The following is a 22,144-nucleotide window of genomic DNA, read 5'->3' as shown; positions in this document are numbered from 1 at the left end:
ATTTTCCTTTCCGATTTCTGGCTGGGGCGGGAGGATTCGAACCTCCGCATGCAGGTTCCAAAGACCTGTGTCTTACCGCTTGACTACGCCCCAGCATAGACGGGGCTCTCATCCTTCAGCGGTATTATAGAATAATATCTCTAATCTAAAAACTATCTTCTCTTTCAGCAGAATAGTCGCCGTTGAAATCGGCGCTTCTGGAAGTGGTTACCCCTCCTGCGATGATCTCATTGTATTTTGCCAGTATCTTCTCTTCGAGCATCCTCCTGGTCTCGTTGTTCAAAGGATGAGCGATGTCCCTGAATGTTCCATTCTTCCTTTTCTTGCTCGGCATCGAAATGAAAAGGCCGTTGTTGCCATTGATGATCTTGATATCGCTGACGACGAAACAATCATCAAAAATGACGGAGACAAAGGCTTTCAGTTTCTCTTCATCCACAGGAAATACTCTTACATCGGTGATTTGCATAGGTTGTTTACCTCCATTTCAGTTTTTTCTCAATCGATAGATCCTCTCATGGTAATCTCGCGAACCGACAGTTTCGACAACCATGCAGTCGCAACGGCTTCCTTTTCTCATAACCTCATCTGCTGCTTTCGAGGCCGCCCGATGGCTGTCGAAGAAACCATAAAAAGCAGAGCCGCTGCCAGTTAGCATGCTTTTTCTCGCGCCTGATTCCTCAAAGATGTCCCTCACTAACTTCAGGTCCGGTCCATCCTTGCCAATAACATGTTCAAAATCATTCTCGGCAAGGGAAAAATCAATATTCCCTTTGAAAATACTATAAATAAATTTTTTTATGTTAGTATCATCTTCCCTGTTTGTCAATAAGGGACTCAACTTTGCATAGGCTTCCGCTGTATTCATCTTCTCGGGGAATATCGCCAGGGCAACCCAGAAGTGTCCGGCGTCTCTCAACGGGATGACGTCATCCCCTCTGCTCATCCCCATGGCTGTCCCTCCCCACAGGAAAAACGGGACGTCGCTCCCCAGGCGCGCTGCCATTTCCAGCATCTTCCGCAGATCAATATTCAGTGATAAATGCCTTTTGAGTGCTAACAGCGTTGCCGCAGCGTTACTGCTTCCTCCACCCAATCCCGATCCAGGAGGGATCCTCTTTTCGATATGGACTCGGATGCCAGGGATGGCATACCATTCTTTCCGGAGGAGTTCTATGGCGCTGTACACGATGTTCCTTCTTCCGGACGGTACATCGCACTTCTGTCCTGGCTCAGATCCGCAGCAGTCAACCTCAATCCCCCTGCCTGCAAATTCAAATTCAATCCTATCGGCAAGGCTCACCGTCTGAAAGACAGTCTCTATCTCATGATAGCCATCCATCCTCTTCCCGAGGACCTTCAGGGCAAGGTTTATCTTGGCAAAGGAATGTAAGTGAAATCGTTCTGGCATCATAAACTTCCTGAGAGAATCGGTTTTTCTGGTTCTATGCTTTCGAGTTCTATAATGCTAACACCTGAAATGCTAAGAAAAGGCTCTTCCGAATAAATCCAGTGCTCTTTCCCATCCCGTTCTGTATCCGCTGAGTGTCTGGCTCGGTAGGATTGAAGGAGTTGTCCATTCTCACCATAGATTTCCATAATGCTGATTTTTTCCATCGAAATCTCCAAGTGAGAAGAAGATTCATTGTCGATGACACCGAAATGCGAAGGGACGAGGCGGAAATAGGGGAAATTCCTTGTCATGAAAGAATCTTTGCCGTTGAAATTATAATGGATGACCAGGTCGGTTTTGCACGGGGGCGGGATACAGGAATCATGCCTAATCGTTAGGGAATGAGCCTCGTCACCAGTGAAGGCCGATGATCTATCATGATCCTTCAGGAAGCCAATAAATTCCTTTCCTGTTATATAGTTCATGAGAAATGATGGATTCATTCTGATCCCGATTAGCTTCGAGAAGCTCTCGCTTGTGGCCCGACCCTTTAGAAGAGTCTTGCTATCAGGTAGAAACAACAAGATCCTTTCATCGGAGAACAGGAAGACCGCAGCCACCTTGCTTCCAATGGGATTCAGGACTTCCAGGCGGGCCATTTTCCCCAGCGCACTTCTCAACCTGCCCGAAAAGCTAAACGTCTCCCCCTTAAGATTCAGCTTTCCTTTGAATGATGCCGCGAGCTCGATATGTTCAATCTTCTCGATGACGGAACTATCGAAACGTTTCGCTACTGGTTTACACTTTTCCTGAAAACGGGCTGTCGCGCAGGAAAAAAGCCAGAAGAACGCCAGAAGAAATGTTTGAGTGAAAATAACGAGACTTGCTCTGCGAGAAATGGTCAAGATGGTTGATCCCAGTATCATTCTTCTATTTTTTTGGATCAGGTTCTCCTGCCTTGCTCTCCCGGCGTGCCTTCCTGATTTTTTCCATGACCTTCTCTTTGTGCCTGATCTTGTTCTGGATAGATATTTCCCACTCCCTGACCGCTTCCTCAATCTCACCTGAAGCATAATGCAAATCGCCGAGATGCTCTCTGATTTCAGGGTCGAAGGGAAAGATCTCCACGGCGGAGAGAAGGTTGATTCTTGCTTGGTCAAGGATCTTCATACGCAGATAGATGTAACCAAGACTATCGATGTAGGCACCGTTATACCGGTCGATCTCCAGAGCGCGGTTCACGCAATCGATCGCCTCTGTGAATCGCTCACTCCTTTCGGCAAGCATGTACCCGAGGTAATTAAGGGCAACCGCGTTTGTGGGATCAAGCTCGATTGCCTTCTTTAAGTAGACTTCTGCTTCGTCGTACCTCCCCCACCTTTCAAGGAGCGATCCCATCGCGAGACTCATTTCTGCATCTGGATATTTTTGGAGCGCATCTCTTAGAAATATGTATCCCTTTTCGTAATCTTCAATTTGAAGAAAGACACCGCAGGCCATGAAGTAGCTCTCTCTGCTCTGGCCGCTTCTTGCAACCATCTTTTGCAGGAGCCTTTCCGCTTTACCCGCATAGCTCTTCGCGAGTATTTCAGCCTCGCGTACTTCCAGTTCCAGTTGAAATCCGAAGATTTCTCTTGCCTCTTTTATGATCCTCAGAGCCCTCCGTGGGCTGTTCTTTTCCATCACTCTGGAGAGTAGGATGTGATAGAAGAGATCTTTCTCGCCATCATTCTCTATGTATTTTGCCAGCGTCTCGTTTGCCTCTTCAATCTCTCCGAGTTCATGATAAAGAGAGGCAATCCGAAAAAGGAGAGAAAGCTTCATCATTCGCATCGCATCGGAACCATCCAGAAGTTCGAGAGCCGTCTGGAAATGCCTGACGGCTCCTCTAAGGTCACCCATGTCTTCACGCATCTCAGCGAGATCGATGGTGATCTCTGGACGGCCGGGTTCCATTGAGAGAAGTTTCATGTAGAGTTCCGTGGCCAGCCTCTTCTTCCCCACTCTGCTTGCCGCCCTTGCCTTGAGATTGATGGCCTCCGGGTTCTCCTCATTTATCTCCTCCCGCTCGAGTATGCAAAGAACCTCTTCATACATCCCCATGTCATAGAGAGCCATTGCGTCCCTTAAGAGAATATCCGGCTCAGGATTACGTTTCCAGCAGGACTGGTAGAGCAGATGCGCCGCTTTGAAATTCTTATCCTTCTCGAGAAGATCACCTATCTTGACTATCATGGAAGGCTGCAAAGGATCCCCCTTCATGAGAGCTTCCACCAGCACCGCCACACTCCCCATCCTCTCTGCCTTTCCCATAGATTCCGCCGCGAGGAAGATCGGCTCCGCATTCTGCTGAAATTTCATTAGATAATCATTCAGAGCTTCTCCAGCAGCAGCAAAATCTCCCCTCTCGATAAGTAGCTTCACAAGTATGAAACGCATCCGCGAGTCAAGAGGGTCCTTTTCGATTCTCTTTCGACACATGGCGATGGTCTTTTCGGATAGCGCATCGTTCCTCTGGTTCAGGGCGAGATTTGCCTTCAGGAAGACCTGAACTCTAACAGCATCACCATTCTCGGGATCGATTCTCAGTGCAAGATTGGAGAATTCATCGGCTTGCTTTTCCCTGCCCATTCTGAGGAACATCGTGGCGGCTTCTGAGTAGAGATCTGAAGAGCAGTCATCCATGATTGCCGCCTCTCTGATCATCTCTTCGCACTTATCGTAGAGTCCGAGGTTGAAGTAAACTCTTGCGATAGAGAATGAGAAATAGGAATGTTCCCGCGACAAGGAGCAGTCTTCACGCTTCGATGAATCTGAAGAAGATGCCAGGATGCAGGTATAAATGAGAACGAATAATAGCGCGAGAATGGGTATTAAAGTGGACTTGTGAGGGAGAAAAGGGCGCCGACAGGGTTCATCTGGATCAGGAAAAGTGATCATTCATGCAGCCTTCTTTAATATTACAGCGCCTTCCTTGAGGACATAGTCCAGCGCCTTTTGAAGTTGATCATCTTTCTCTTTTCCCTCCTCTTTCGCGTCGGATCTAATCTCCAAGGAAGGAGTGATGCCCGTTCTGTTCCAGGAAATTCCACTGGGAGAGATGTATCTTATAGTTGAGAGGAGGATTCCCGATCCATCTTCAAAGGTGATGAGCTCCGCCTCGAGCCCCATCCCATATGACCTCTCGCCGATGACTGTTGCACCTACCCTCTCCTTCAGAAAGAGTGCAAGTCCTTCTGAAGGACCCGCAGTTCCTGAACTGATGAGGACGAAAACGGGCTTCTTCCATGCGAAACCTTTTGGAAATGCCTCCAGGACCTTCTTCTCCGTTCCTCTCTTCTCCATGATAAAAACGGTTCCCCTGTCTATGAAAAGAGAAGCCAGTTTGACCGCTTTAATGTAGTCCCCACGCGTTGAGTTTCTCAGGTCGATGAGCATAATATGACTCTTCTCCTCCACCTCCTTCAAAGCATTCTGAAGAGAAACAGGGTCAACTCTCTTCATGTCGTAGATCCTAAGATGAGCAATCCTGTTTCTCTGCAAGCTGAGTTTGAAACCAGGGTGTTTAATCTTTTCCCTCAAGATGCTCACGTCCTCTTTATGAAACGCTCTCATCCTGATTAGAGAGAGCCTGAGTTCCGATCCAGCATCCCCCTCCATCAATTCCTGACATTGCAGCAGGCTAAGATTCCTGACACTCTTACCGTTGATGGCAAGGATCTGATCCCCGGGTGAGATGCCGACCTTTTCGGCAGCCGAACCTTCATAGACAGAAACAACGGTGAGGTAGCCATGAGCCTTTAAGCATTCCAGTCCTGGAGAAGCCTCTCCTCCTTCTGCAAGATTCTTGAATTCAATCACTTCCTCTTTTGTGAGATAGGCTGAATTGGGATCCAGGCTCGAGAGCAATCCGCGGTTCGCTCCTTCCAAAAGGAGATTGGAGCTGATGGGATCGACATATTCTTTCATGATGATGGTCAAGACATCGGAGAATAGACCCAGGTATTTGTAGAGACCTCCTTTTGAAGAAATCATCCCACCCAGTAACATTGCCAGAGCCATTGATGCAATGATGAGTGGTAAAAAAAGAAATAAGATTCTCTTTCGCATGAGCTTCACCTTTCCGAAAGCCATTTCATCGGATCTATGGCGCTTCCATTGTCCCTTATCTCAAAATAGAGATATGGTCCTTTGAGAGAAGCGCTGTCCCCGATCTTTCCTATGAGGAATCCCTTCTCAACGTACTCCCCCACCTCTACTAGAATGGCCGAAGCGTGACAATAGACACTCAGGATTCCCGCACCATGATCGATTATTATCGTGAGGCCGTACCCCTTGAACCATTCTGCAAAGATGATCTTGCCATCGAAGACCGCTCTCACATCCGAACCCAATGGCGCTACGATATCGATCCCGTTATGAGGGAGCTCTGTTCCAAACTTAGTGTGTTTTATCCGGCCAAAGGGAACATTTACATAGCCCCGACATGGCCACGCAAAGAGCCCTTTGAACTTCCTCGCGTTCAACGAGAGGCGAAGATCTTCCTGCCTCGCGCTGCCAAAGGAATTTATCAATTTTTCCAGCTCATCGCAAGCACTCCTCAGCTCGTTGATGGCCTCGCGATGGATCTCTTTCCTATTCCTGATAGATTCAAGCAGCACCCTTCTCGCCGATTCTCCTCTCAGGAGCATCTGCTTCTTTTTCTCCAGGGCATCTTTCTGCTCTGTGAGGATCATCCTTTTACCATCAAGCTCCCTTGTCGACTCATGAAGAGTTTTCACGTAATTCCTGAAGTTTCTGATGCTCCTGGCATCCTTCGTTGTCATATACGAAGCATATTTAAAGAAGGAAAGGGTTTCAGAGGCATTCTGAGCTAACAGGAGGACCCTGTAATGCCGCAATCTCCCAAGCATGTTAACTCTCTTCAAAGCCTTCGAGAGATGCCTCTTCAGTTCCCCTATCTTCCTTTTGTGCTCGGCGATTTCGTGTTCTCCTTCCTCGATCTTTTTCTTTGTCTCTTCAATTTCCATTGAGATTCTCTGCAGCTCGACCTCCCTCAGTTTCCTCTCTGATTCAAGCCTGCGCAACTCGCCGAGGACCCCGCGCTCCGTGTTCTTGATGACCTCGAGTTCCTGCAAGAGATACTCGATCTCGGCCTGGAGCTTCTTCATTCTATTTTCTGACTTTGCTACAGCAGAAATGGAGATGAAGAGGAGGGAAAGAGCAAGCCCAGAAGAAACGATCCCGAGAGTGATACCCTTCTTAGAAACCTTTCCCTTACCGAGAATATTTTCCCTACGCAACGCTTTTTCTTGCAACTCAACTCGAACCATTTCTATAATAGATCAAGATTCCATGCAAAATCATATAGATTTTAATTCAAAGCAACCTTTCCTCAAAGCTGTTTGCGGAAATTGTTTGTAAAAAGAAGTATAATCAATTGTTATCCCCTGAAGCCTACCCATTCCTACCTCTCTCCATTTGCAATCTTCTTCTATGACGTGATGGGACATGGTATTAACAGCACTCTGGTGAAAAGCCTTTTCAGGAAGACGCTGGGCGACATGGCTGACGATCCTATGCTGGAAGACCTGCCAGCTACTTCCGAGGTAATGAACAAGATGAACAGAGCGTTCTTTTCCATTCCGGAGGCTTTACCTTTCTTCATCTCATCTCAATAGGAAAGTACGGTCCTGCAAAGGCGATCTTCCAGTACACAATCGCCGGAATGGAACCTGTCATACTCATCAGGCAAGAGGATGCTACCCATGAGCTCCTTGCTGCTACCGATTACTGCATCGGGATTGAAGAGAAGAGAATATACACCCACCGCTGGATCACGGTGCATCCTGATGATCTCCTCCTCTTCTACACCGATGGATTGACGGAAGCGGAAGCACCTGGTGGAGAGTTCTTCGGTAGAGAAAGAGTCCTCGAAATATTGAGGGCAAAGCAGGAGAATGGAACAAGCGATATCCTCAAGGAAATCCTTAATGCCTTGAAGAGATTCCTTGGAGAGAAGACGCTATCCGACGAACTATCGCTTCTCCTCATAAAATTTTGAAGAGGCATGTTCTATCATCCGGCGATCCTTCTATTTAAAACACTTTCAATTTCTTCCCTGCTTATCCTCCCTTCTCTGAGAAGGACTGGTGGTTCGACCGTGATGTCGATCAGGGTGGAGGGTCTACCTCCGCTCAAGTTACCCCCATTTACAATACAGTCGATCTCTTTTCCGAAATAGTTCAGAACCTGAGCAGATGTTAAGGCGGGACGCTTACCGGACTTATTGGCGCTCGTGCCCGTGAGCGGGAAACCGCATTTCTTGATTAATTCCACAGCAATCCTGTTAGACGTGACTCTCAAGCCTACTTTTCCGGTTCCGGCATCTATCCAGCGCGGTATTCCTTCCGATGACTTCAAAAGCATGGTTAACGCTCCCGGCCAAAAAGATGTGGCGAGCGGATGAAAGCTTGCCGGAATCTCCGAGACTAGTTCGAAAACCTGATTCCTATCATGCAGCAGCAGAATGAGAGGCTTTTCATGTTCCCTTCCTTTCATAGAAAAGATTCTATCAACGGCTTCTTGCAGAAAAGGATACGCTGCCAGAGCGTAGAATGTTTCCGTGGGAATGCACGCCACTCCTCCCCGCGATAGCAAATCAGCGATCTTCTTCAGATCATCCTGGTCCGGGTTTTCAGAATTGATATTTAACCATAACATGTCTTTTGAAATTATTTCATTTCTCCCATCAAGTTTCAATTAACCCAGCGATCATTGCATATTAGACTTGTCCTTAACCCTGCTTTGACTTATAGTATCATCAAAGCATTCCAGGTAGTGAACCGTTTGACATGCTGAAGAGTAAGGACAACCCTCTGATAAAGAAGATTAGGAAGCTTCTTGCCTATCCTCGATTCAGGGAAGAGCAGCGGGAGTTCGTCCTTGAAGGATTCAAGATCATACACGATACTCTCTCCGGTAGATTCAGTTCAGCTCCATTTATTCGCACCTTGCTATTCAGCACAAGAACGCGGGCAATTGCCGGGAACAAAGTGCGCGATCTTATGGCTCTGGCATCCCGGAAAGGGATCCCCATTATTGAAGTTTCTGATTCCCTCATGGATCGGATTAAATCGCGTCATACGAATCAAGAGGTCATTGCTCTTGCGAAATGGATCGACCAGTCTCTGGAGGAAGTCATCAAAAGTGGGATCGATGAAATGCAGGAGGGGGTTCCCCTCTTCATAGGTTTATGCGGCGTTCAGGATCCCGGCAACCTTGGAGCTCTTATTCGCACTGCCCATGCAGGTTCTGCAACCGCGGTTCTCGTCTTCGAAGGCTGTGCCGATGTCTACAATCCCAGGACAGTGCGCGGGAGCATGGGTTCCCTCTTTGCCATTCCGATCGTACGAAGCCTCACTTGGAAGGAGTCCCTTGCACTCCTGAAGAAAAAAGAGATCAGGATATACGCAACATCTTCGGCAGGCTCTCTGCGATACACGGAAGTTGATTTTCAACGGCCTTCTTTGATCCTGTTCGGAAGCGAGGGGAAAGGAATACCGGAAAGCTATCTTGATTTCACCGATGGAAGCATCTGCATTCCCATGGCCGGTGGGGTTGACTCATTGAACGTCAACGCCTCGGCGGCCATCATCCTTTATGAAAGATTGAGAAAGCTTTCTATTTCCTGACTCTTCAGTGGTTCAAATTCTTGATGCGCCCTTTGATCGGGCTCTTTATAATCTTTATTTTGACTGTTCCGACCTTTTTGATCTCCTTGATCGGTTTCTCTGTTTCTGCTTCCTCCTGAGGATATATCGAGGATTCTGCAGGGGGAGCGGTCAAGGATCTCTCTCGCGCTTCTGCGAGCGGGAGCGTGAAGGTAAAGGTGGAGCCCTCACCAACTTTGCTCCGAACGCTGATATCGCACTGGTGCTGTTTAAGTATGTCGCGCACGATGGAAAGCCCGATGCCTGTTCCCTCAAGCGCTCTCGCTTGCATGGACTGCACTCTGTAGAATCTTTCAAATATTTTGTCCAAGTGCTCCGGAGGGATCCCTATCCCCGTATCATTAACGTCAACTATGAGATATCCTGGGGTCCCTCTGCTGACCAGGATGAAGACCTCTCCTCCATGCCTGTTGAACTTGATGGCATTGGAGAGGAGGTTGATGAAGACCTGGGAGATCCTCCCGCGATCCGCATTTACCTGGAGATCCTCGGTTTGATACTTCGTCATGATGGAAATGTCGCTGGCTTCCATCTTCTCCCTGACGAGCTCGATCGCTTCATCGATGACCTGCCAGAGCGGAAATTCTTCCCGCTGGAGTTTTTCTTCCTCCTTTCCCAGCCTGGAAAAATTCAGGAGGTTATCGATCATCCTTATCAATCGATCGATGTTCTTCAGAGAAACTTTGAGTCCTTTCTCCTGTTCTTCGGTGATAGCACCCAGCTTCCGCTTCAGAATCATCTCGGTGTATCCCTTGATGGAGACCAGAGGTGTCTGAAGTTCGTGCGATACATTTGCAAGTAGCTTCGTTTTCATCTCATCAAGCGTTCGCAACTCCTGATTCATCCGATCCAGTTCTTGGGCTCTTCTCTGCAGGTTCTCGTTGACGATGTTAAGCTCGCTGTATGCCTTTTCCAGAGCCTCTCGGGACTTCTTCAACTCCTCTGCGTTCTCCTTCAGCCTCTCTTCGAATTCCTTCTGGTTCGTCACATCACGGAACGAGAAGACTCTTGCACCGATTCCTCTCTCCGCTTCTTCGATGGCAGAGGTTACGCATTCTATGATCCTTGGTTCCGGTTTCTCAAGTTCGAAGAGTAGCGCTTCTCTAGTTTCTGCTCCTCCGAGGATCCAGGCCATCTTTCTCCTGAAATCTTCCCCGTTCTTCATCACTGCCGAGAGTACATCCATTACTCTTTCCAGCGAAAGGCCCAGGAGCGAAACAGGCTCTATGCCAAACAGCTTCTGCCAGCTTTTGTTTACAAGGACCACTGTAGCACCGGAAGGAAGTTCATCGACAAGCAGTATCGCATCGGAAACGGAGTCCACAGTTGACTGAAGCCTCATCTCGTGGACTCTCATTCTCCTTTCCATTCTTGCATTTTCCGTGATGTCCGCCATGGAGGCTATGATCGCAGGTTCCCCCTGGAAGGATATGGAAGAGACCACGAGAGCCATCTCCGCGGAACCCCGTCCGGTCCTGTCCATTATCCTAAGATTAATCGCGATCTTCTTTCCGGGATTGCTTTCCAGTTCATTGAAAGAGCTCATTGCAAGGATAAGGTCTTCGGTCGAAACAAAATCCAGGAAGAGACTTCCCACGAGTTGCTCCTTGTTCGATCCAAGAAGGGTGGCGAGAGCAGAGTTCGCGAAAATGATCTTCCCCTTTTGCATGATGAAGACCGCCTCTGCCAGCCCCTCGGAAAGGGACCTGTACCTTTCTTCCGATGCTTTCAGCTCTTTTTCGAGTTTTTCCTCTTCTGATATGTCGCCCACTATGAGAAGGAAGCCCACAATGGCTACAGCTTTAGACCTGACCGGATGGATTGAGGCCTTTCCCTGGAAGAGTGTGCCATCCTTCCTTTTGAACTCTCCCTTCAGAAGGAAGGACCTTTCTTTGAATTCTTTCTTAGCCAGAAGGGAAAGTAGGCTGAGCCATGTTGTTTCGCCGAATATTACGCTGGCGTTCTTTCCGATAATCTGCTCCTTTTCCCAGCCCAGAAGACTGGCAGCGCCTGTGTTGAAAGAAACGATGTCCCAGTCTGTGCCGACGGAGAGGATGGCACAATCGGCGGCACTTTCCACAAGGTTATGAAAATAATCCCTGGAGTTCTCGATCTCGGATGATCTTTCCCTGAAGTCGGAGACGATCTGATTAATATTGGCAGATATCTTTCCTAATTCTCCGTCATTCGCGACATCGATCCTCCACTCGTAATTCCCGTGCAGAAACTCCTCTGTCCCCCTCAGTATCTTGTGAATCTCCTTCTTGGTTCCTCTGGCCTTTATCAGGATTATGGCAAGGATGAGAGCAATCAGACCGATGGATCCAACGAGCGTAGCAAGAAGATAGGCATATTCGGAGAGAAGTCCGGAGGACAGAAGAGAGAAAAATTTGTCGAGAAGATCGTTCTCCAGCATCTATTAAATTATCCTTCGTTCTACCTTGCCTTCAAATTGAACCCATCCCGCGGGCTCAGTGATTTTTCAGGTCTTTCTTTGAGAATGTTCCCAAGCTTCCCACTGGATAGGAGAAGAAATACCCCTGGGCATATCTCACGCCAACCTTTTTCACCGTGTCGAGCTCATGATCGGTCTCCACTCCTTCAGCAATGATGAAGGCACCTATGTTGCTTGCAATCTGAATGAGAGAGCGGATCAGCTCCTGCTTGATGAGATTTTTATCTACGTCGCGTATCAGGCTCTCATCGATCTTCAGGTAATCCGGATTCAGGTCCATGATCGTCTGAAGGCTGGAATATCCCGTTCCTATATCGTCGATGGCAATTGACATCCCCTTCCCCTTCAGAAAGCGGGCGTTCTTCTCAAAGGAGGTCGAATCTTCATTGTAGTGTTTCTCCGGGATCTCAAGAACAATGTCCTCTGCTCTCATTCCGTGCTGCCAGAGGAGTTCGTCAATCTTGCCGCTGATCCAGTCCGGATCTGCAATGCTTGATGGAAGAGAATTGATGAACAGCTTGGCACCGGCTGGGAGTCCCTCAGCATTCTTCAGAGCAACTTTCCTGCATACCCTGTCAAGGTCAGCGGACATCCCCATTCGGTTTGAGAGAGCGAACATCATGGCTGGTTTCTCAAAGGCGCTGTCCTTCGGCCCCCTGGAAAAAGCCTCGTATCCGAAGACTTCCATGTTACTTACGTCCACGATATTCTGGAAAACGGTCTGTATCTTTTCCGCATTGATGATGTTCTTCAATTCCGATGTGAGGGCTGATATTCTCTTTTCCTCCCTCCTTAAGGGCATGTTCCTGGATTCCTCAATGGCCTGATAGACTAAGCGCTCCAATCTGTAGAAAGGGCTCTCCTGAAGGATTGAACATCCCAGGTTGAATCCCAGTCTTGCAGCCATAGTCGCATACTCTTCCGAGAGAAACTCTCCTGAGAGACTATCCGTCAGCTTATCGGTCAGGTCGAGTAGGTTCTCGGGAGTGATGTCTTCTCCTTCCAGCGTTTCGGAAACGAAGAGAATGAACTTGTCCCCATAGGCAGCGTTCATTGTCAGGATTGACTTTTCGGAAAAAACCTTTCCCCGCAACTCGTTCAATCTCTCTGAGATCTTCTTCAGGATCTTCTCGAAGCTCTGCCAGCCATAGAGGGATTCCACCAGGTATATGTTACTGATCTCGATGTGGATCACTCCCACATAACGGCGGTGCTCCATGAAGCTCCTGATATCGTCGAAGCAGATGTGAAAGGAAGGCAGCCCTGTATTTCGATCCACAAGGGCACTCTTCATCTTGAGATAATTGATCTTCAGCTGCAGGCTCTCATCTCGTTTTCTCTCTTTTTCCATTAACACTCCATTGAGAGTGGCAGAACGATCATCCAATCTCGGCAGACGCAGTTCCTCCACCGGCGTAGTGCAAACACTCGAAGATTCTCTTGACCCTCGAAACGAGTTCGTCGTATGAAAAGGGTTTGGTGATGTAATCGAATGCGCCTTCCTGAATGCCATGGATTTTGTCTCTCACCTCGGATTTTATCGTGAAGAGGATCACCGGGATAGAAGCTGTAATCTCATCGGCTTTCAGCACTCGCAGAAGTTCCCATCCTCCCATTTCAGGCATGTTGATGTCAAGAAGGATGAGGTCCGGTGATATCTCCTGTAGCTTCAGGAGGGCTTCCCTTCCTGAACTTGCTCCCATGACCTGAAACCCTTCCTTTTCGAGGATCATCCTGGTCAACTCCAATATCTCGAATTCGTCATCGATGACGAATATCCTTTTTTTCATCGAGGGTTGAGTCATACTTATTTCCCTTTCCCTCCAAGAAAGTGATTGATGGCAAGTCTATCAGCGGCTTTCATCTCTCTGAATCTGATTCCCATCCCCGCTATCAGATGGGAATCCCTTTCATGCTCTATACACCGGACGACTTCACCGGAAGCCCTGATTCTTTTGTCCCCCCTGCCGGAAAGCAGGAAATTCATCTCAATGAGACTCCCGACTGGAAGGGGGTTCCGGCTCTTCAGGAAAATGCCTGAGATGCTCAAATCCTTTGAATAAAGTTTAAAGGGAGCTGAATCCTTCATGTTGCAGTGGACCTTTTTTACGACATGGATTCTCTCCGACTCACGTTCAGCCAGATCAATGAATCGGGATAGATGTCTCAGGAATGTTTCTTTCTGAATCGGCTTCTCGATAATACAATCACATCCAGCTTCCCTGCATTTGCCGACCTGTTCGGGGAATGCAAGGAAAATAATGGGGATACTTTTCGTCTCAAGTTGAGATTTTAATTTCCGACAACACTGAAACGGGTCCGAGGAGGAAATGGATGAGTCAAGGACGATGACATCAGGCATTTCGCTCTTTGCCCTGTTCAGAGCATCCGATGCATCCCCAGAAATTATGATCGTGCAGTGATATCTCTTCAAGAACGATCTTTCCAGATCGGTCAGCAACCCAGTGCCATTAACAAGCAGAATCTTCAAATTGAGCTCCTTTTTGACAAACCTTAAAGGCTGCCAAAACAGATATCTCCTTAATTATCTATGAATTTACCACTACATCACAGCTGAGGCAAGATATTATTTCCGCTGAATGCGCTTCGAGATGTTTTATGGATTTTGAAATTATTACTATTGAAATTTGTATGGAGCGGGCAACGGGGATCGAACCCGCGACTTCAAGCTTGGGAAGCTTGCACTCTACCAGCTGAGCTATGCCCGCTTGCTCACATTTTGTATCAGAACAAGGACTCTCTGTCAACGCCAATATCTTCACTGCCCATAATGCTGATCCACCCACCGCCAATGACGGTATCTCCATCATAAAAGACGGCTGCCTGCCCTGGAGCTATTCCTCTTACAGTCTCATCGAATTCCACCCGCCAGAGCTGGTTCAAAACTCTTCTGACCAGTGCCGGTTCCCCGCGATGTGTCGACCTTATTTTTACCGTCGTTCTGAACTCCATGGGAGGCTCCTCCCATGAGATCCAGTTCGTTCCATGAACAAGCAGGCTCTTCTCGTACAATTCTTCCGCTTCACCAACAACAACTCTGTTTCTTTCCGGCTCTATTCTTAGAACGTAAAGCGGACGCGGATGAGCTATTCCTATCCCTCTTCTCTGTCCGATCGTGAAATGATGTATCCCTCTGTGGGAACCGAGAACAAGACCCGATGAATCTATGATTTCTCCGGGTTTATCCTCAATCACGTGCCTGATATAGGATCTGCAATCGCCGCCGGGGGAGAAGCAGATGTCCTGGCTTTCCTCTTTTTCCGCAACCTTTAGACCAATGCATCTCGCTTTTTCTCTCACCTCCTCCTTAGTCATCTCTCCGACTGGGAAAATGGTCCTGGCCATCTGCTCCTGATCCAGGTTGAAAAGAAAGTAAGCCTGATCCTTGGATGCTTCTATTCCTCTCTTCAACAAGAATCTCCCAAACGATTCAGAAAATTCTATCCTCGCATAATGTCCTGTCGCGATCTTATCGGCTCCAATCTCAAGAGCTTTTCTAAGAAGGGTGCCGAACTTCAGCTCGCTGTTGCAGAGGATGCATGGATTTGGTGTCTTTCCCTGGAGGTAGGAAGAGAAGAAATATTCACCGATCCTCTTTCTGAACTCTTCCCTCATGTCGATGACATAAGCCGGGATGCCCAACTGTGCTGCCACCCTCCTCGCATCCCCTATATCTTTCGGAGAACAACAGCGCGGGGCCCCACCTTCCTCTCCCTTCAGGTCCAGAAGCCGCATGGTCAGACAGACGACGTTGTATCCCTGTTCTACAAGAATTGAAGCAGCAACAGAGCTATCCACACCCCCACTCATTGCAACGGCCACTCTCATCCTTCAGCCTCTTTTTTTTGACCTCAATTCCGTGACTTTCTTATTAAGGATGGAAGAAAGGATCAGAGCATCTTCAAGGGAAGTCATGCGGCCAAAACTGATTCTAAGCGTGGATAGAGAATCTTCTCTGCTTATTCCCATGTCCAGGAGGACATGAGAAGGCTCCACCGTTCCGGAATGGCAAGCAGAGCCTGTCGAGACTCCAACTCCCTCCAGATCGAGAGATATCATGAGCGAGTGAGCATCAACACCTTTAAAGATGACGCTACTCGTGTTGGGCAGCCTCAGCGCGTCTTCGGCATTTATTATCACCCCGGGAATCTTCTCTTTTATCGTTCTTTCAAATTCGTTCCTTATCGAGGATAGTCTCCCTTCATAATGATCGATCTCGCGTGCTGCCAGACTGGAGGCGACTCCCATTCCAACGATCTGGGGAACCATTTCTGTCCCACCTCTCAGCCCCTTTTCCTGACCTCCGCCGAAGATCAATGGAGAAAGCCTTTCCCCTTTTTTCACGTAGAGGGCCCCGATCCCTTTTGGACCATAAAATTTATGAGAGGAGAGAGGAAGGAGGTCAGGATCGATCTTTTTGATACTAAACTGTACCTTTCCGGCACTCTGCACAGCGTCCGTGTGGAAACGGATCCCCCGCTCGTGAGCCATCGTAGAGATCTCTTCAACTGGCTGCAGCGCTCCAGTCTCATTGTTGGAATGCATGATGCTGATTAGGATAGTGTCTCTTCGCAGCTCCCTGAAAACCTGATCTGGCGGGACGACCCCATGAGAATCTGGCTTAACCTTCGAAATCCTGAAGCCAAGCCCTTCGAGAAATTCTGCGCACCTGAGTACGGAAGGATGCTCGATGGAAGAAACGATTATATGTCCCTTCTTATCAAGCAAATTTAAGGCGGTTCCGGCTAGAGCGAGCGAGTTTGCCTCAGAGCCCCCGCTGGTGAAGACAATCTCTTCGCTGCTCGCTGAGATCAAAGCTGCTACCTTCTCCCTTGCGCTCTCAACAGCTTCCCTTCCCCTCTGGCCCCAGCGGTGGATGCTGGAAGGATTTCCAAAATTCTCTGAAAAGAAGGGGAGCATTTCTGTCATGACCTCCTCCCGGACGGGGGTCGTTGCGTTGTAATCAAAGAAAAGTCTGTTCATCTTTTCCTGATACCTTTGGGTTCCAGGTACGGTATGAAGGTGCAAATTTCGGGGCATTCGGTCTCCTTCAGGAGATCCGCGATGGAGGTGCTGTCAAGAAGTCTGACGATCTGTTCGCCCAGCCTCCTCCAGAGAAGATTAGAGATGCATTCATCGGCTCTTTTCTTCTTCCGCACTTCTCCGGAGATAGTCGGAGCAACAGTACAGAGTGGTTCTTCTACTATCCGCAGGACCTCGCCTATGCAAATATCCTCGCATCGTTTGGCTAGAATGAATCCTCCTTTGGGCCCCCGGACAGATTTCACGATATTCCCTTTTCTCAGAAGGTGAAAGATCTGAGCGAGAAAGGGAAGGGAGATGTTCTGCCTCTTTGAGATGGAGGTAAGGGAAACAGGTGTTCCGCTCGAATGATGTGCCAGATCAAAGATCGCCCGTATGGCATAGATTCCTTTGGCAGTGATTCTCATGGCTCAGACCAGTTCAAAATCTATCATCGAAGAATTGCCCTGTCAACAATGCTCATCCATAGAGCACCGGCGGGATCATAGGAGTACTGGCGAAGCGCCGGGCTTATTAATTTTCCTTCTCGGTTTCCAGCCGGGCATGAGGAAGAGGACTGGCTTCCTTCTGGATACGATGCCTTGAGAAGAGGTTTTGGAGAGAACGGAAAGGGCTCAGCATCTTTTCCGAGTATGTTTCGAATCGGCAATGGGAGACGCTGGACCATTTCTTGGAAAAGAGAAGAATGAAGAGGATGACAGAAGAAAGCATTGCAGCCATGTAGATCCTGGCAAAATTGGGAACATTGTGAAAGGATTTTTTAAGATACTTGCTCTTCCCGAAGAGGAATACCCTCAACAGGAAGAAGAAATACCCCTTGTTCCTCTCTCGCTCGATCTGTCGCATGGTGAGATGTTTTGTCCGCACGTTGACCTGCAATCCATTGTACTTGCTGAAGTCATGGGGATTGATGACGAGACCCTCTTTCAGGAGATGCTCTCTCTGCTCGGTCTTTGGATAAGGAGTCACACACTGAAGAACTGGGATATCTATGTCGTATTTCCTGCAGAAATCAAAGATATTCTTAATGTCTTCTCTTCTGTCGTCGGGAAGGCCGATTATGAAACCTCCCATGATACCTATTTCGTATCTGTTCAGCATCTCCACCGCCTTAATGCTATGATTGACGATGTTTCCCTTTCGCATGGCATGGAGCCTTTCCGGAGATATGTTCTCTATGCCAAGGAAAACAGATGTGAAATTAGCCGCTTTCATTGCCCTGACGAGTTCTTCGCTCGATGCGATCCCTGTGCTTGAAGCCTGCGTCCCATAGCGGATGTCGTTCAGGCCGGCTTCCACGATAGCATGGCAGAGTCTCTCCAGTCTTGCCACATCAAGCGTGATGTTATCATCGACGAAGATGATTCTCTTTCCCCCCATGCTCTTGATGATTCTGATGTCTTCGATGACTCTTTCCAGATCGTAGGTTCTGAAGCTTTTGCCGTACATCTTCATGATGCTGCAGAAGTTGCAGCTCATATAGCATCCTCTTGACGTTTCCACTACATCTAGACCAGGGTTGAACCCTGTCTGAACATATGAAAATATTCTTGTCGATCTATCCGGCAAGGCGATGGAAGACAGATCAATGAGTTCCCTGCTAGGATTCGAATGAAACTCTCCGTTAACCCTGAACGTGAGCCCTTTGATGGAATTATAAGGACCCCTCCCCAGGGTAAATGCCTCGATCAGTTCACTGAATGTTTCTTCTCCTTCACCCCGGATTATGAAGTCAAAGGGTTGCGAATCCTGGCTAGCTACTATCTCCTCACTGTTCAGCGCCGCATGATAGCCACCGATCATGATCTTGATTCTTGGATTGATGGATTTTATGATTCTGGCCGCCTTCACGGCACTGGCAAACTGAAAGCTCATAGCCGTCAATCCGACCAGATCCGGATTGTGCTCTCTAATGATATCAATCAATGTCCTGGTGACACCCCTGGCCTTGTAGACTAGGTCGAGTATCTTTACTTCACAGTATCTTTTATCGACATTTCCTGCAAGGCTTGTGAGGCCTAAATTCGGAATGAAATATCCAAGCCAGTTGAAAAGCAGTATCTGGTCCGGCATCGAGATGAGGAGAACTTTCGTTCTTGCAGGCAAAAGACACCCTTTCTTAAATTTCTATTTTTATATCTTGAAAAAGACAGGAGTCTATCAATGAAAAATGTCTAATTTTAATTTTTATCTGACAAATTTTATTTAAAACGTCAATAAATGTTTTAATGACAACAACTAGCAATTCATTAAAAGAATTGACTCTGAAAATATGCTATTTAATCAAGTTGTCATGTATAGCAATGATACTAATTTTATTGAATTAATTTTTGAACGGGCAAGCCTAAGTTCAAGTATTATGAAAACTTGTTTTTATATGGAAGGATTGTATACTTTATGGTCTCTTCGGATTTTAAGGAGGTGAACCTTCAACCCTGTAAGACAAAAATGACATCTTTAAGTATATCGACAGGTGGCTGAGGCAAAGCGCCACCAACCGCCCGCATCAGTTCAAAATTATCGAGGAGATGAATGCATCCTTTACTTTTCGATTTTGGGTTCTGGAAGATCGGCAGCTACGGCTTCATGGCCGTCATCACAATCATCATCACCTTATACCTTCTTAAGTTTTTAGCGATAAGGGAAAAGCTGGATTATGGAAAGCTGGTCGAGTTTTATTTTTTTGCGGGGATCTCAGGCTTAATAGGCTCAAAACTATTTCATCTTATGATAAGTTACAGGCAAATTTTTAATAATCCCCGAGTTATATGGATCATTTTCATCTCTGGTGGTGTCTGGTACGGAGGTCTGCTAGCCGCATTTTTTGTCGGTGTTTCGTATGCGAGGTACAGGGGTCTTCCTGTCTTGACGCTCATGGACATTTACGCGCCTCTCATCATGCTCGGGCTTGGCATCTGCCGCTTGGGTTGCTTTCTCTCAGGATGCTGTTATGGAAAGCCTGGCGACGTCCCATGGGCGGTTACATTCACTAATGCTCTGGCACACCGCATTCATCCCGATCTTCCCTATGTTCCGATTCACCCCACGCAGATTTACGAAGCGTTAGGATGTTTTGCCATCGCCATCATCCTGGCCCTTATGTACAGGAGGAAGAAGTTTGACGGGCAGATAGGCATCTCACTTTTCATCCTGTATGGGATTGTCCGTTCTTACATAGAAATGTATCGAGGAGACTTCAGAGGATCTCTATTTGGCGAGGCTCTATCGACATCTCAGTTTCTCGGAATATTAACGGCCATAATCGCTACAGGCGCCTACATCTATTTCTGGAAGAAAAGCGGATCTAAAAAATCTGTTTAGAAGGGTATCTCCTCCCAATTAATGATCCGTTCCGATGCCTTCCTCAGAATGTGCATCTGCTGGAACTTCATCTTCTTTTCCTTATCACCTTCTCTGAACACTTTCTGCCAGTCCGGCATGAGCCAGACGAGTTTGAGTCCCTCCTCTGCCCTGTAAATGTTGAAAGTGGCCATTTCCTTTCTCTCGTTGGCTCCGTACTTGTACTGCCAGAGCCATTTACCATCCAGTCTCTTCTTGTTTCCTGGATTCGCTATGTCGAAATGGACAATGCCCTCGTTTCCCCGGTACATGTATCTGCACTCTCCATCCCAGTCCGTCTCAAAGGATTCTCCAGTCTTCATTTCCCAGCGCAGTTTTGCCTTCACCTTCCTTCCCTCCTTCATGAGGAAGATTGCAAATTGCTGATCGCGATCTACATAATACCAGGTTCCAACGAATGACCCCTTCTCTGTTGGAGGAGGGACCCTTCTTCCTCCCTCGACGCGCTGCATGGCGCTGCAGACCGAGATCGAAAACAATAGAAATAAGAAAAGCATGATCGGGTTCAGAGCCGCTAACTTTCTTTGCATGTTCTCTCCCAATAGTTATTCTTAAATTTTACGATTCCACTGTAAATCGTGCAAACTTCTTTTCTGCTATTCTTGATTCTTCGACTCCTAAGGTAGTATAATAAATAAAATTTGTTCCTCGGATGGAATTATCGGAGGGGGCGCAAAATGGACCTCAAGCAAGACCGGCGGCTTTCTCCAAGAATCAAGGATTCCATGGCGGTGAAGATCATGAAGATTCACTCCTCGGGAGAAGTTCAGGAGGATGACACCTATTCGATCGACATCAGCAGCGGGGGTATCTATTTCTGCTCCAATCTCGACCTTAGAGCAGGGGACAGGATAGAAGTAAGAATCATCCCCCCCACAAGCTCGATTTCAGAATTTGGAATGGCTTTGAAAGCCTCAGCCGTCGTTCTCCGCTCGTCGCAAGAGGAAAACGATTCCACTACGTTTGCTGCGGCACGGTTTGATGCCATACCTAGCTGGGAAGCCATTTAAAATCCCGGCGAAGCCGATTTATCCTTTCTTATCATCTCCTCTATGGGGATCCTCAATCTCCAATTACCTTCCTGAGATAGGCCAGCCTTCTTGTGCTCAGCTTCCCCTGCCTGTGCGCAATGTCCAATTCTCTTCTCGCCAGAATCCTATGAAGCCTCCTCAATGCAGGATCCGCTTCTCGCAAGACTTTTAGGTGTTCCCTGATCGTAATAACATCTCCCCTTGAAATGGGACCTGTAAGAGCATCCGGCAAGCCCGCCCTCTTCAAATTCTCGGCAGTTCCACCGATGAGCGGGGCAAAGATCCGAAGCCATTTCTTCTTTGAAAATCTTCCCGGCAGGACCTCCATGACCATGTCGGCAAGGGAAACGATCTGATTGGAAAGAAGCGATGCGGCCAGATGATAGGCATGCTTATCCTCCGGATTGACTAGGAAGCTTTTTCCACCAATTCTCCTCACTATTCTTTCGGCGGCCTTAACTGCCCTCTCCTCTCCCTCGATGCAGAAATAGCTGTCCCTCAACAAAACGATCCCACATTCCGGAGAGGAGATGGACTGGAGGGGGTGCATGGATCCCACGTTGGCTCCATGGTGCTTAAGCGGCATGAGAACAGTGGATGGGATGGAACCACACGTGTGGAGAAAGATCTTTCCGCGAAGCCCCTGCCGATTCGGTTTCATATCTTCGAGGATTTCCACGACGAGTTTTTCTATTTCCGAGTCAGGCACAGCGATGATGTTCACGCCAGATTCACTTATCAACTCGGTGAGGGATCTATAGATCTTTCCTCTGCCGATGAATCGCAATGCTCTCTCCGCGGCTCCCCGGCTTCTCGAATAGATCCCGCCAAAGAGGAGCCGATTTTTCGAAATGAGATACCCGAGCGTCGTCCCCACTCTCCCTGCGCCTATGATAGAAAGGATCTTATTCCCGGTGCTCTTCATCGATTTCCCGCTCATCGTTTTCAAAATCGTCTTTGAAAAAAAAGTGTTTAAAGTATCGGCTCCCCTGATTGATCCTTCAATTCTCTCTCAAGATTTTCAGCAGCTCTATAAGTTCACGGGGGACCTCCGCATGAAATTCAATTCTTTTCGACAACGAGGGATGTGTAAGGGAGAGCCATGAAG

General features: G+C 47.8%; 22 protein-coding genes and 2 tRNA genes. 5 read left to right on the top strand and 19 right to left on the bottom strand.

Annotated elements, in window-relative coordinates:
- Positions 1-18: 18 nt before the first annotated feature.
- The 7 genes from AB1756_00860 to AB1756_00830 all read right to left on the bottom strand — a co-directional run bounded on the left by AB1756_00860 (position 19) and on the right by AB1756_00830 (position 6,696).
- Positions 19-93 (bottom strand) — tRNA-Gln (locus tag AB1756_00860).
- Between the two features lie 52 nt (positions 94-145).
- On the bottom strand, positions 146-469 hold the full coding sequence (spoVG, locus tag AB1756_00855; GenBank protein ID MEW5805900.1) for a septation regulator SpoVG: 324 nt from the start codon (positions 467-469) through the stop codon (positions 146-148).
- An 18-nt stretch (positions 470-487) separates the two neighbouring features.
- Entirely contained in the window at positions 488-1,414 is a 927-nt protein-coding gene (ispE, locus tag AB1756_00850; GenBank protein ID MEW5805899.1) for a 4-(cytidine 5'-diphospho)-2-C-methyl-D-erythritol kinase, read from the bottom strand.
- On the bottom strand, positions 1,411-2,319 hold the full coding sequence (locus AB1756_00845) for a hypothetical protein (GenBank protein MEW5805898.1): 909 nt from the start codon (positions 2,317-2,319) through the stop codon (positions 1,411-1,413). The genes ispE and AB1756_00845 overlap by 4 nt, the downstream gene beginning before the upstream one ends.
- A 4-nt stretch (positions 2,320-2,323) precedes the next feature.
- Entirely contained in the window at positions 2,324-4,180 is a 1,857-nt protein-coding gene (locus AB1756_00840) for a tetratricopeptide repeat protein (protein MEW5805897.1), read from the bottom strand.
- Positions 4,181-4,333: 153 nt separating this feature from the next.
- Positions 4,334-5,527 (bottom strand): S41 family peptidase, encoded by a 1,194-nt coding sequence (locus tag AB1756_00835; GenBank protein ID MEW5805896.1) that lies wholly within the window; start codon positions 5,525-5,527, stop codon positions 4,334-4,336.
- Positions 5,509-6,696, bottom strand: coding sequence for a peptidoglycan DD-metalloendopeptidase family protein (locus tag AB1756_00830; GenBank protein ID MEW5805895.1), 1,188 nt, complete (start codon positions 6,694-6,696; stop codon positions 5,509-5,511). The genes AB1756_00835 and AB1756_00830 overlap by 19 nt, the downstream gene beginning before the upstream one ends.
- 111 nt (positions 6,697-6,807) lie before the next feature.
- Between AB1756_00830 and AB1756_00825 the strand changes: the two genes are divergently transcribed.
- Together AB1756_00825 and AB1756_00820 are read left to right on the top strand one after the other, a co-directional pair.
- Positions 6,808-7,074 carry a hypothetical protein gene (locus tag AB1756_00825; protein ID MEW5805894.1) on the top strand — a complete coding sequence of 89 codons (267 nt, stop codon included), beginning with the start codon at positions 6,808-6,810 and terminating at the stop codon, positions 7,072-7,074.
- A 47-nt stretch (positions 7,075-7,121) separates the two neighbouring features.
- On the top strand, positions 7,122-7,457 hold the full coding sequence (locus AB1756_00820) for a PP2C family protein-serine/threonine phosphatase (GenBank protein MEW5805893.1): 336 nt from the start codon (positions 7,122-7,124) through the stop codon (positions 7,455-7,457).
- Between the two features lie 14 nt (positions 7,458-7,471).
- Here AB1756_00820 and AB1756_00815 read toward each other — a convergent pair whose 3' ends face one another.
- Complete coding sequence (locus AB1756_00815; protein MEW5805892.1) at positions 7,472-8,116, bottom strand: L-threonylcarbamoyladenylate synthase; 645 nt, start codon at positions 8,114-8,116, stop codon at positions 7,472-7,474.
- Between the two features lie 131 nt (positions 8,117-8,247).
- On the opposite strand from AB1756_00815, the gene AB1756_00810 reads away from it, so the two are divergent.
- Positions 8,248-9,087, top strand: coding sequence for an RNA methyltransferase (locus tag AB1756_00810; protein MEW5805891.1), 840 nt, complete (start codon positions 8,248-8,250; stop codon positions 9,085-9,087).
- A gap of 4 nt (positions 9,088-9,091) precedes the next feature.
- On the opposite strand, the gene AB1756_00805 is transcribed toward AB1756_00810, so the two are convergent.
- From AB1756_00805 to AB1756_00765, 9 genes are all read right to left on the bottom strand, one after another.
- Complete coding sequence (locus tag AB1756_00805; protein ID MEW5805890.1) at positions 9,092-11,542, bottom strand: PAS domain S-box protein; 2,451 nt, start codon at positions 11,540-11,542, stop codon at positions 9,092-9,094.
- Between the two features lie 55 nt (positions 11,543-11,597).
- Positions 11,598-12,932 (bottom strand): EAL domain-containing protein, encoded by a 1,335-nt coding sequence (locus tag AB1756_00800; GenBank protein ID MEW5805889.1) that lies wholly within the window; start codon positions 12,930-12,932, stop codon positions 11,598-11,600.
- 28 nt (positions 12,933-12,960) lie between these two features.
- Positions 12,961-13,371 carry a response regulator gene (locus AB1756_00795; protein ID MEW5805888.1) on the bottom strand — a complete coding sequence of 137 codons (411 nt, stop codon included), beginning with the start codon at positions 13,369-13,371 and terminating at the stop codon, positions 12,961-12,963.
- Positions 13,372-13,388: 17 nt separating this feature from the next.
- On the bottom strand, positions 13,389-14,072 hold the full coding sequence (locus AB1756_00790; protein MEW5805887.1) for a PilZ domain-containing protein: 684 nt from the start codon (positions 14,070-14,072) through the stop codon (positions 13,389-13,391).
- Between the two features lie 162 nt (positions 14,073-14,234).
- A tRNA-Gly gene (locus AB1756_00785) sits at positions 14,235-14,310 on the bottom strand.
- A gap of 16 nt (positions 14,311-14,326) precedes the next feature.
- Positions 14,327-15,430, bottom strand: coding sequence for a tRNA 2-thiouridine(34) synthase MnmA (gene mnmA, locus AB1756_00780; protein MEW5805886.1), 1,104 nt, complete (start codon positions 15,428-15,430; stop codon positions 14,327-14,329).
- Positions 15,431-15,433: 3 nt separating this feature from the next.
- A complete protein-coding gene (locus AB1756_00775) occupies positions 15,434-16,585 on the bottom strand; it encodes a cysteine desulfurase family protein (protein MEW5805885.1) in 1,152 nt (383 codons plus the stop codon).
- Positions 16,582-17,052: an Rrf2 family transcriptional regulator gene (locus AB1756_00770; protein MEW5805884.1), complete on the bottom strand. Its 471-nt coding sequence runs from the start codon at positions 17,050-17,052 to the stop codon at positions 16,582-16,584. The genes AB1756_00775 and AB1756_00770 overlap by 4 nt, the downstream gene beginning before the upstream one ends.
- 106 nt (positions 17,053-17,158) lie before the next feature.
- Complete coding sequence (locus AB1756_00765) at positions 17,159-18,751, bottom strand: radical SAM protein (GenBank protein ID MEW5805883.1); 1,593 nt, start codon at positions 18,749-18,751, stop codon at positions 17,159-17,161.
- Positions 18,752-19,177: 426 nt separating this feature from the next.
- Between AB1756_00765 and AB1756_00760 the strand changes: the two genes are divergently transcribed.
- Positions 19,178-19,966, top strand: a complete 789-nt coding sequence (locus AB1756_00760) for a prolipoprotein diacylglyceryl transferase (protein MEW5805882.1) — start codon at positions 19,178-19,180, stop codon at positions 19,964-19,966.
- Here the strand turns inward: AB1756_00760 and AB1756_00755 are convergent.
- Positions 19,963-20,535 carry a hypothetical protein gene (locus AB1756_00755; GenBank protein ID MEW5805881.1) on the bottom strand — a complete coding sequence of 191 codons (573 nt, stop codon included), beginning with the start codon at positions 20,533-20,535 and terminating at the stop codon, positions 19,963-19,965. The two genes, AB1756_00760 and AB1756_00755, sit on opposite strands and share 4 nt — an antisense overlap.
- 147 nt (positions 20,536-20,682) lie before the next feature.
- Between AB1756_00755 and AB1756_00750 the strand changes: the two genes are divergently transcribed.
- Entirely contained in the window at positions 20,683-21,015 is a 333-nt protein-coding gene (locus tag AB1756_00750; protein MEW5805880.1) for a PilZ domain-containing protein, read from the top strand.
- A 52-nt stretch (positions 21,016-21,067) separates the two neighbouring features.
- Here AB1756_00750 and AB1756_00745 read toward each other — a convergent pair whose 3' ends face one another.
- Positions 21,068-21,961 carry a Rossmann-like and DUF2520 domain-containing protein gene (locus tag AB1756_00745; GenBank protein MEW5805879.1) on the bottom strand — a complete coding sequence of 298 codons (894 nt, stop codon included), beginning with the start codon at positions 21,959-21,961 and terminating at the stop codon, positions 21,068-21,070.
- Between the last annotated feature and the right edge of the window lie 183 nt (positions 21,962-22,144).

The organism is Acidobacteriota bacterium (assembly GCA_040752675.1).
Taxonomy (GTDB): Bacteria; Acidobacteriota; Polarisedimenticolia; order JBFMGF01; family JBFMGF01; genus JBFMGF01.
The sequence above is the reverse complement of the archived record's forward strand: the minus strand, read 5'-3'. Positions and strand labels throughout refer to the sequence as shown.

Excerpts from the sequence above, each read along its gene's own strand:
- AB1756_00770 (MEW5805884.1), bottom strand. The coding sequence starts at position 17,052 with ATGAGAATCACTGCCAAAGGAATCTATGCCATACGGGCGATCTTTGAT.
- AB1756_00845 (MEW5805898.1), bottom strand. The coding sequence starts at position 2,319 with ATGATACTGGGATCAACCATCTTGACCATTTCTCGCAGAGCAAGTCTC.
- spoVG (MEW5805900.1), bottom strand. The coding sequence starts at position 469 with ATGCAAATCACCGATGTAAGAGTATTTCCTGTGGATGAAGAGAAACTG.
- AB1756_00795 (MEW5805888.1), bottom strand. The coding sequence starts at position 13,371 with ATGAAAAAAAGGATATTCGTCATCGATGACGAATTCGAGATATTGGAG.
- AB1756_00820 (MEW5805893.1), top strand. The coding sequence starts at position 7,122 with ATGGAACCTGTCATACTCATCAGGCAAGAGGATGCTACCCATGAGCTC.
- AB1756_00815 (MEW5805892.1), bottom strand. The coding sequence starts at position 8,116 with ATGTTATGGTTAAATATCAATTCTGAAAACCCGGACCAGGATGATCTG.
- AB1756_00760 (MEW5805882.1), top strand. The coding sequence starts at position 19,178 with ATGCATCCTTTACTTTTCGATTTTGGGTTCTGGAAGATCGGCAGCTAC.
- AB1756_00745 (MEW5805879.1), bottom strand. The coding sequence starts at position 21,961 with ATGAAGAGCACCGGGAATAAGATCCTTTCTATCATAGGCGCAGGGAGA.
- AB1756_00805 (MEW5805890.1), bottom strand. The coding sequence starts at position 11,542 with ATGCTGGAGAACGATCTTCTCGACAAATTTTTCTCTCTTCTGTCCTCC.
- AB1756_00750 (MEW5805880.1), top strand. The coding sequence starts at position 20,683 with ATGGACCTCAAGCAAGACCGGCGGCTTTCTCCAAGAATCAAGGATTCC.
- AB1756_00775 (MEW5805885.1), bottom strand. The coding sequence starts at position 16,585 with ATGAACAGACTTTTCTTTGATTACAACGCAACGACCCCCGTCCGGGAG.
- AB1756_00810 (MEW5805891.1), top strand. The coding sequence starts at position 8,248 with ATGCTGAAGAGTAAGGACAACCCTCTGATAAAGAAGATTAGGAAGCTT.
- ispE (MEW5805899.1), bottom strand. The coding sequence starts at position 1,414 with ATGATGCCAGAACGATTTCACTTACATTCCTTTGCCAAGATAAACCTT.
- AB1756_00755 (MEW5805881.1), bottom strand. The coding sequence starts at position 20,535 with ATGCAAAGAAAGTTAGCGGCTCTGAACCCGATCATGCTTTTCTTATTT.
- AB1756_00835 (MEW5805896.1), bottom strand. The coding sequence starts at position 5,527 with ATGGCTTTCGGAAAGGTGAAGCTCATGCGAAAGAGAATCTTATTTCTT.
- AB1756_00800 (MEW5805889.1), bottom strand. The coding sequence starts at position 12,932 with ATGGAAAAAGAGAGAAAACGAGATGAGAGCCTGCAGCTGAAGATCAAT.
- mnmA (MEW5805886.1), bottom strand. The coding sequence starts at position 15,430 with ATGAGAGTGGCCGTTGCAATGAGTGGGGGTGTGGATAGCTCTGTTGCT.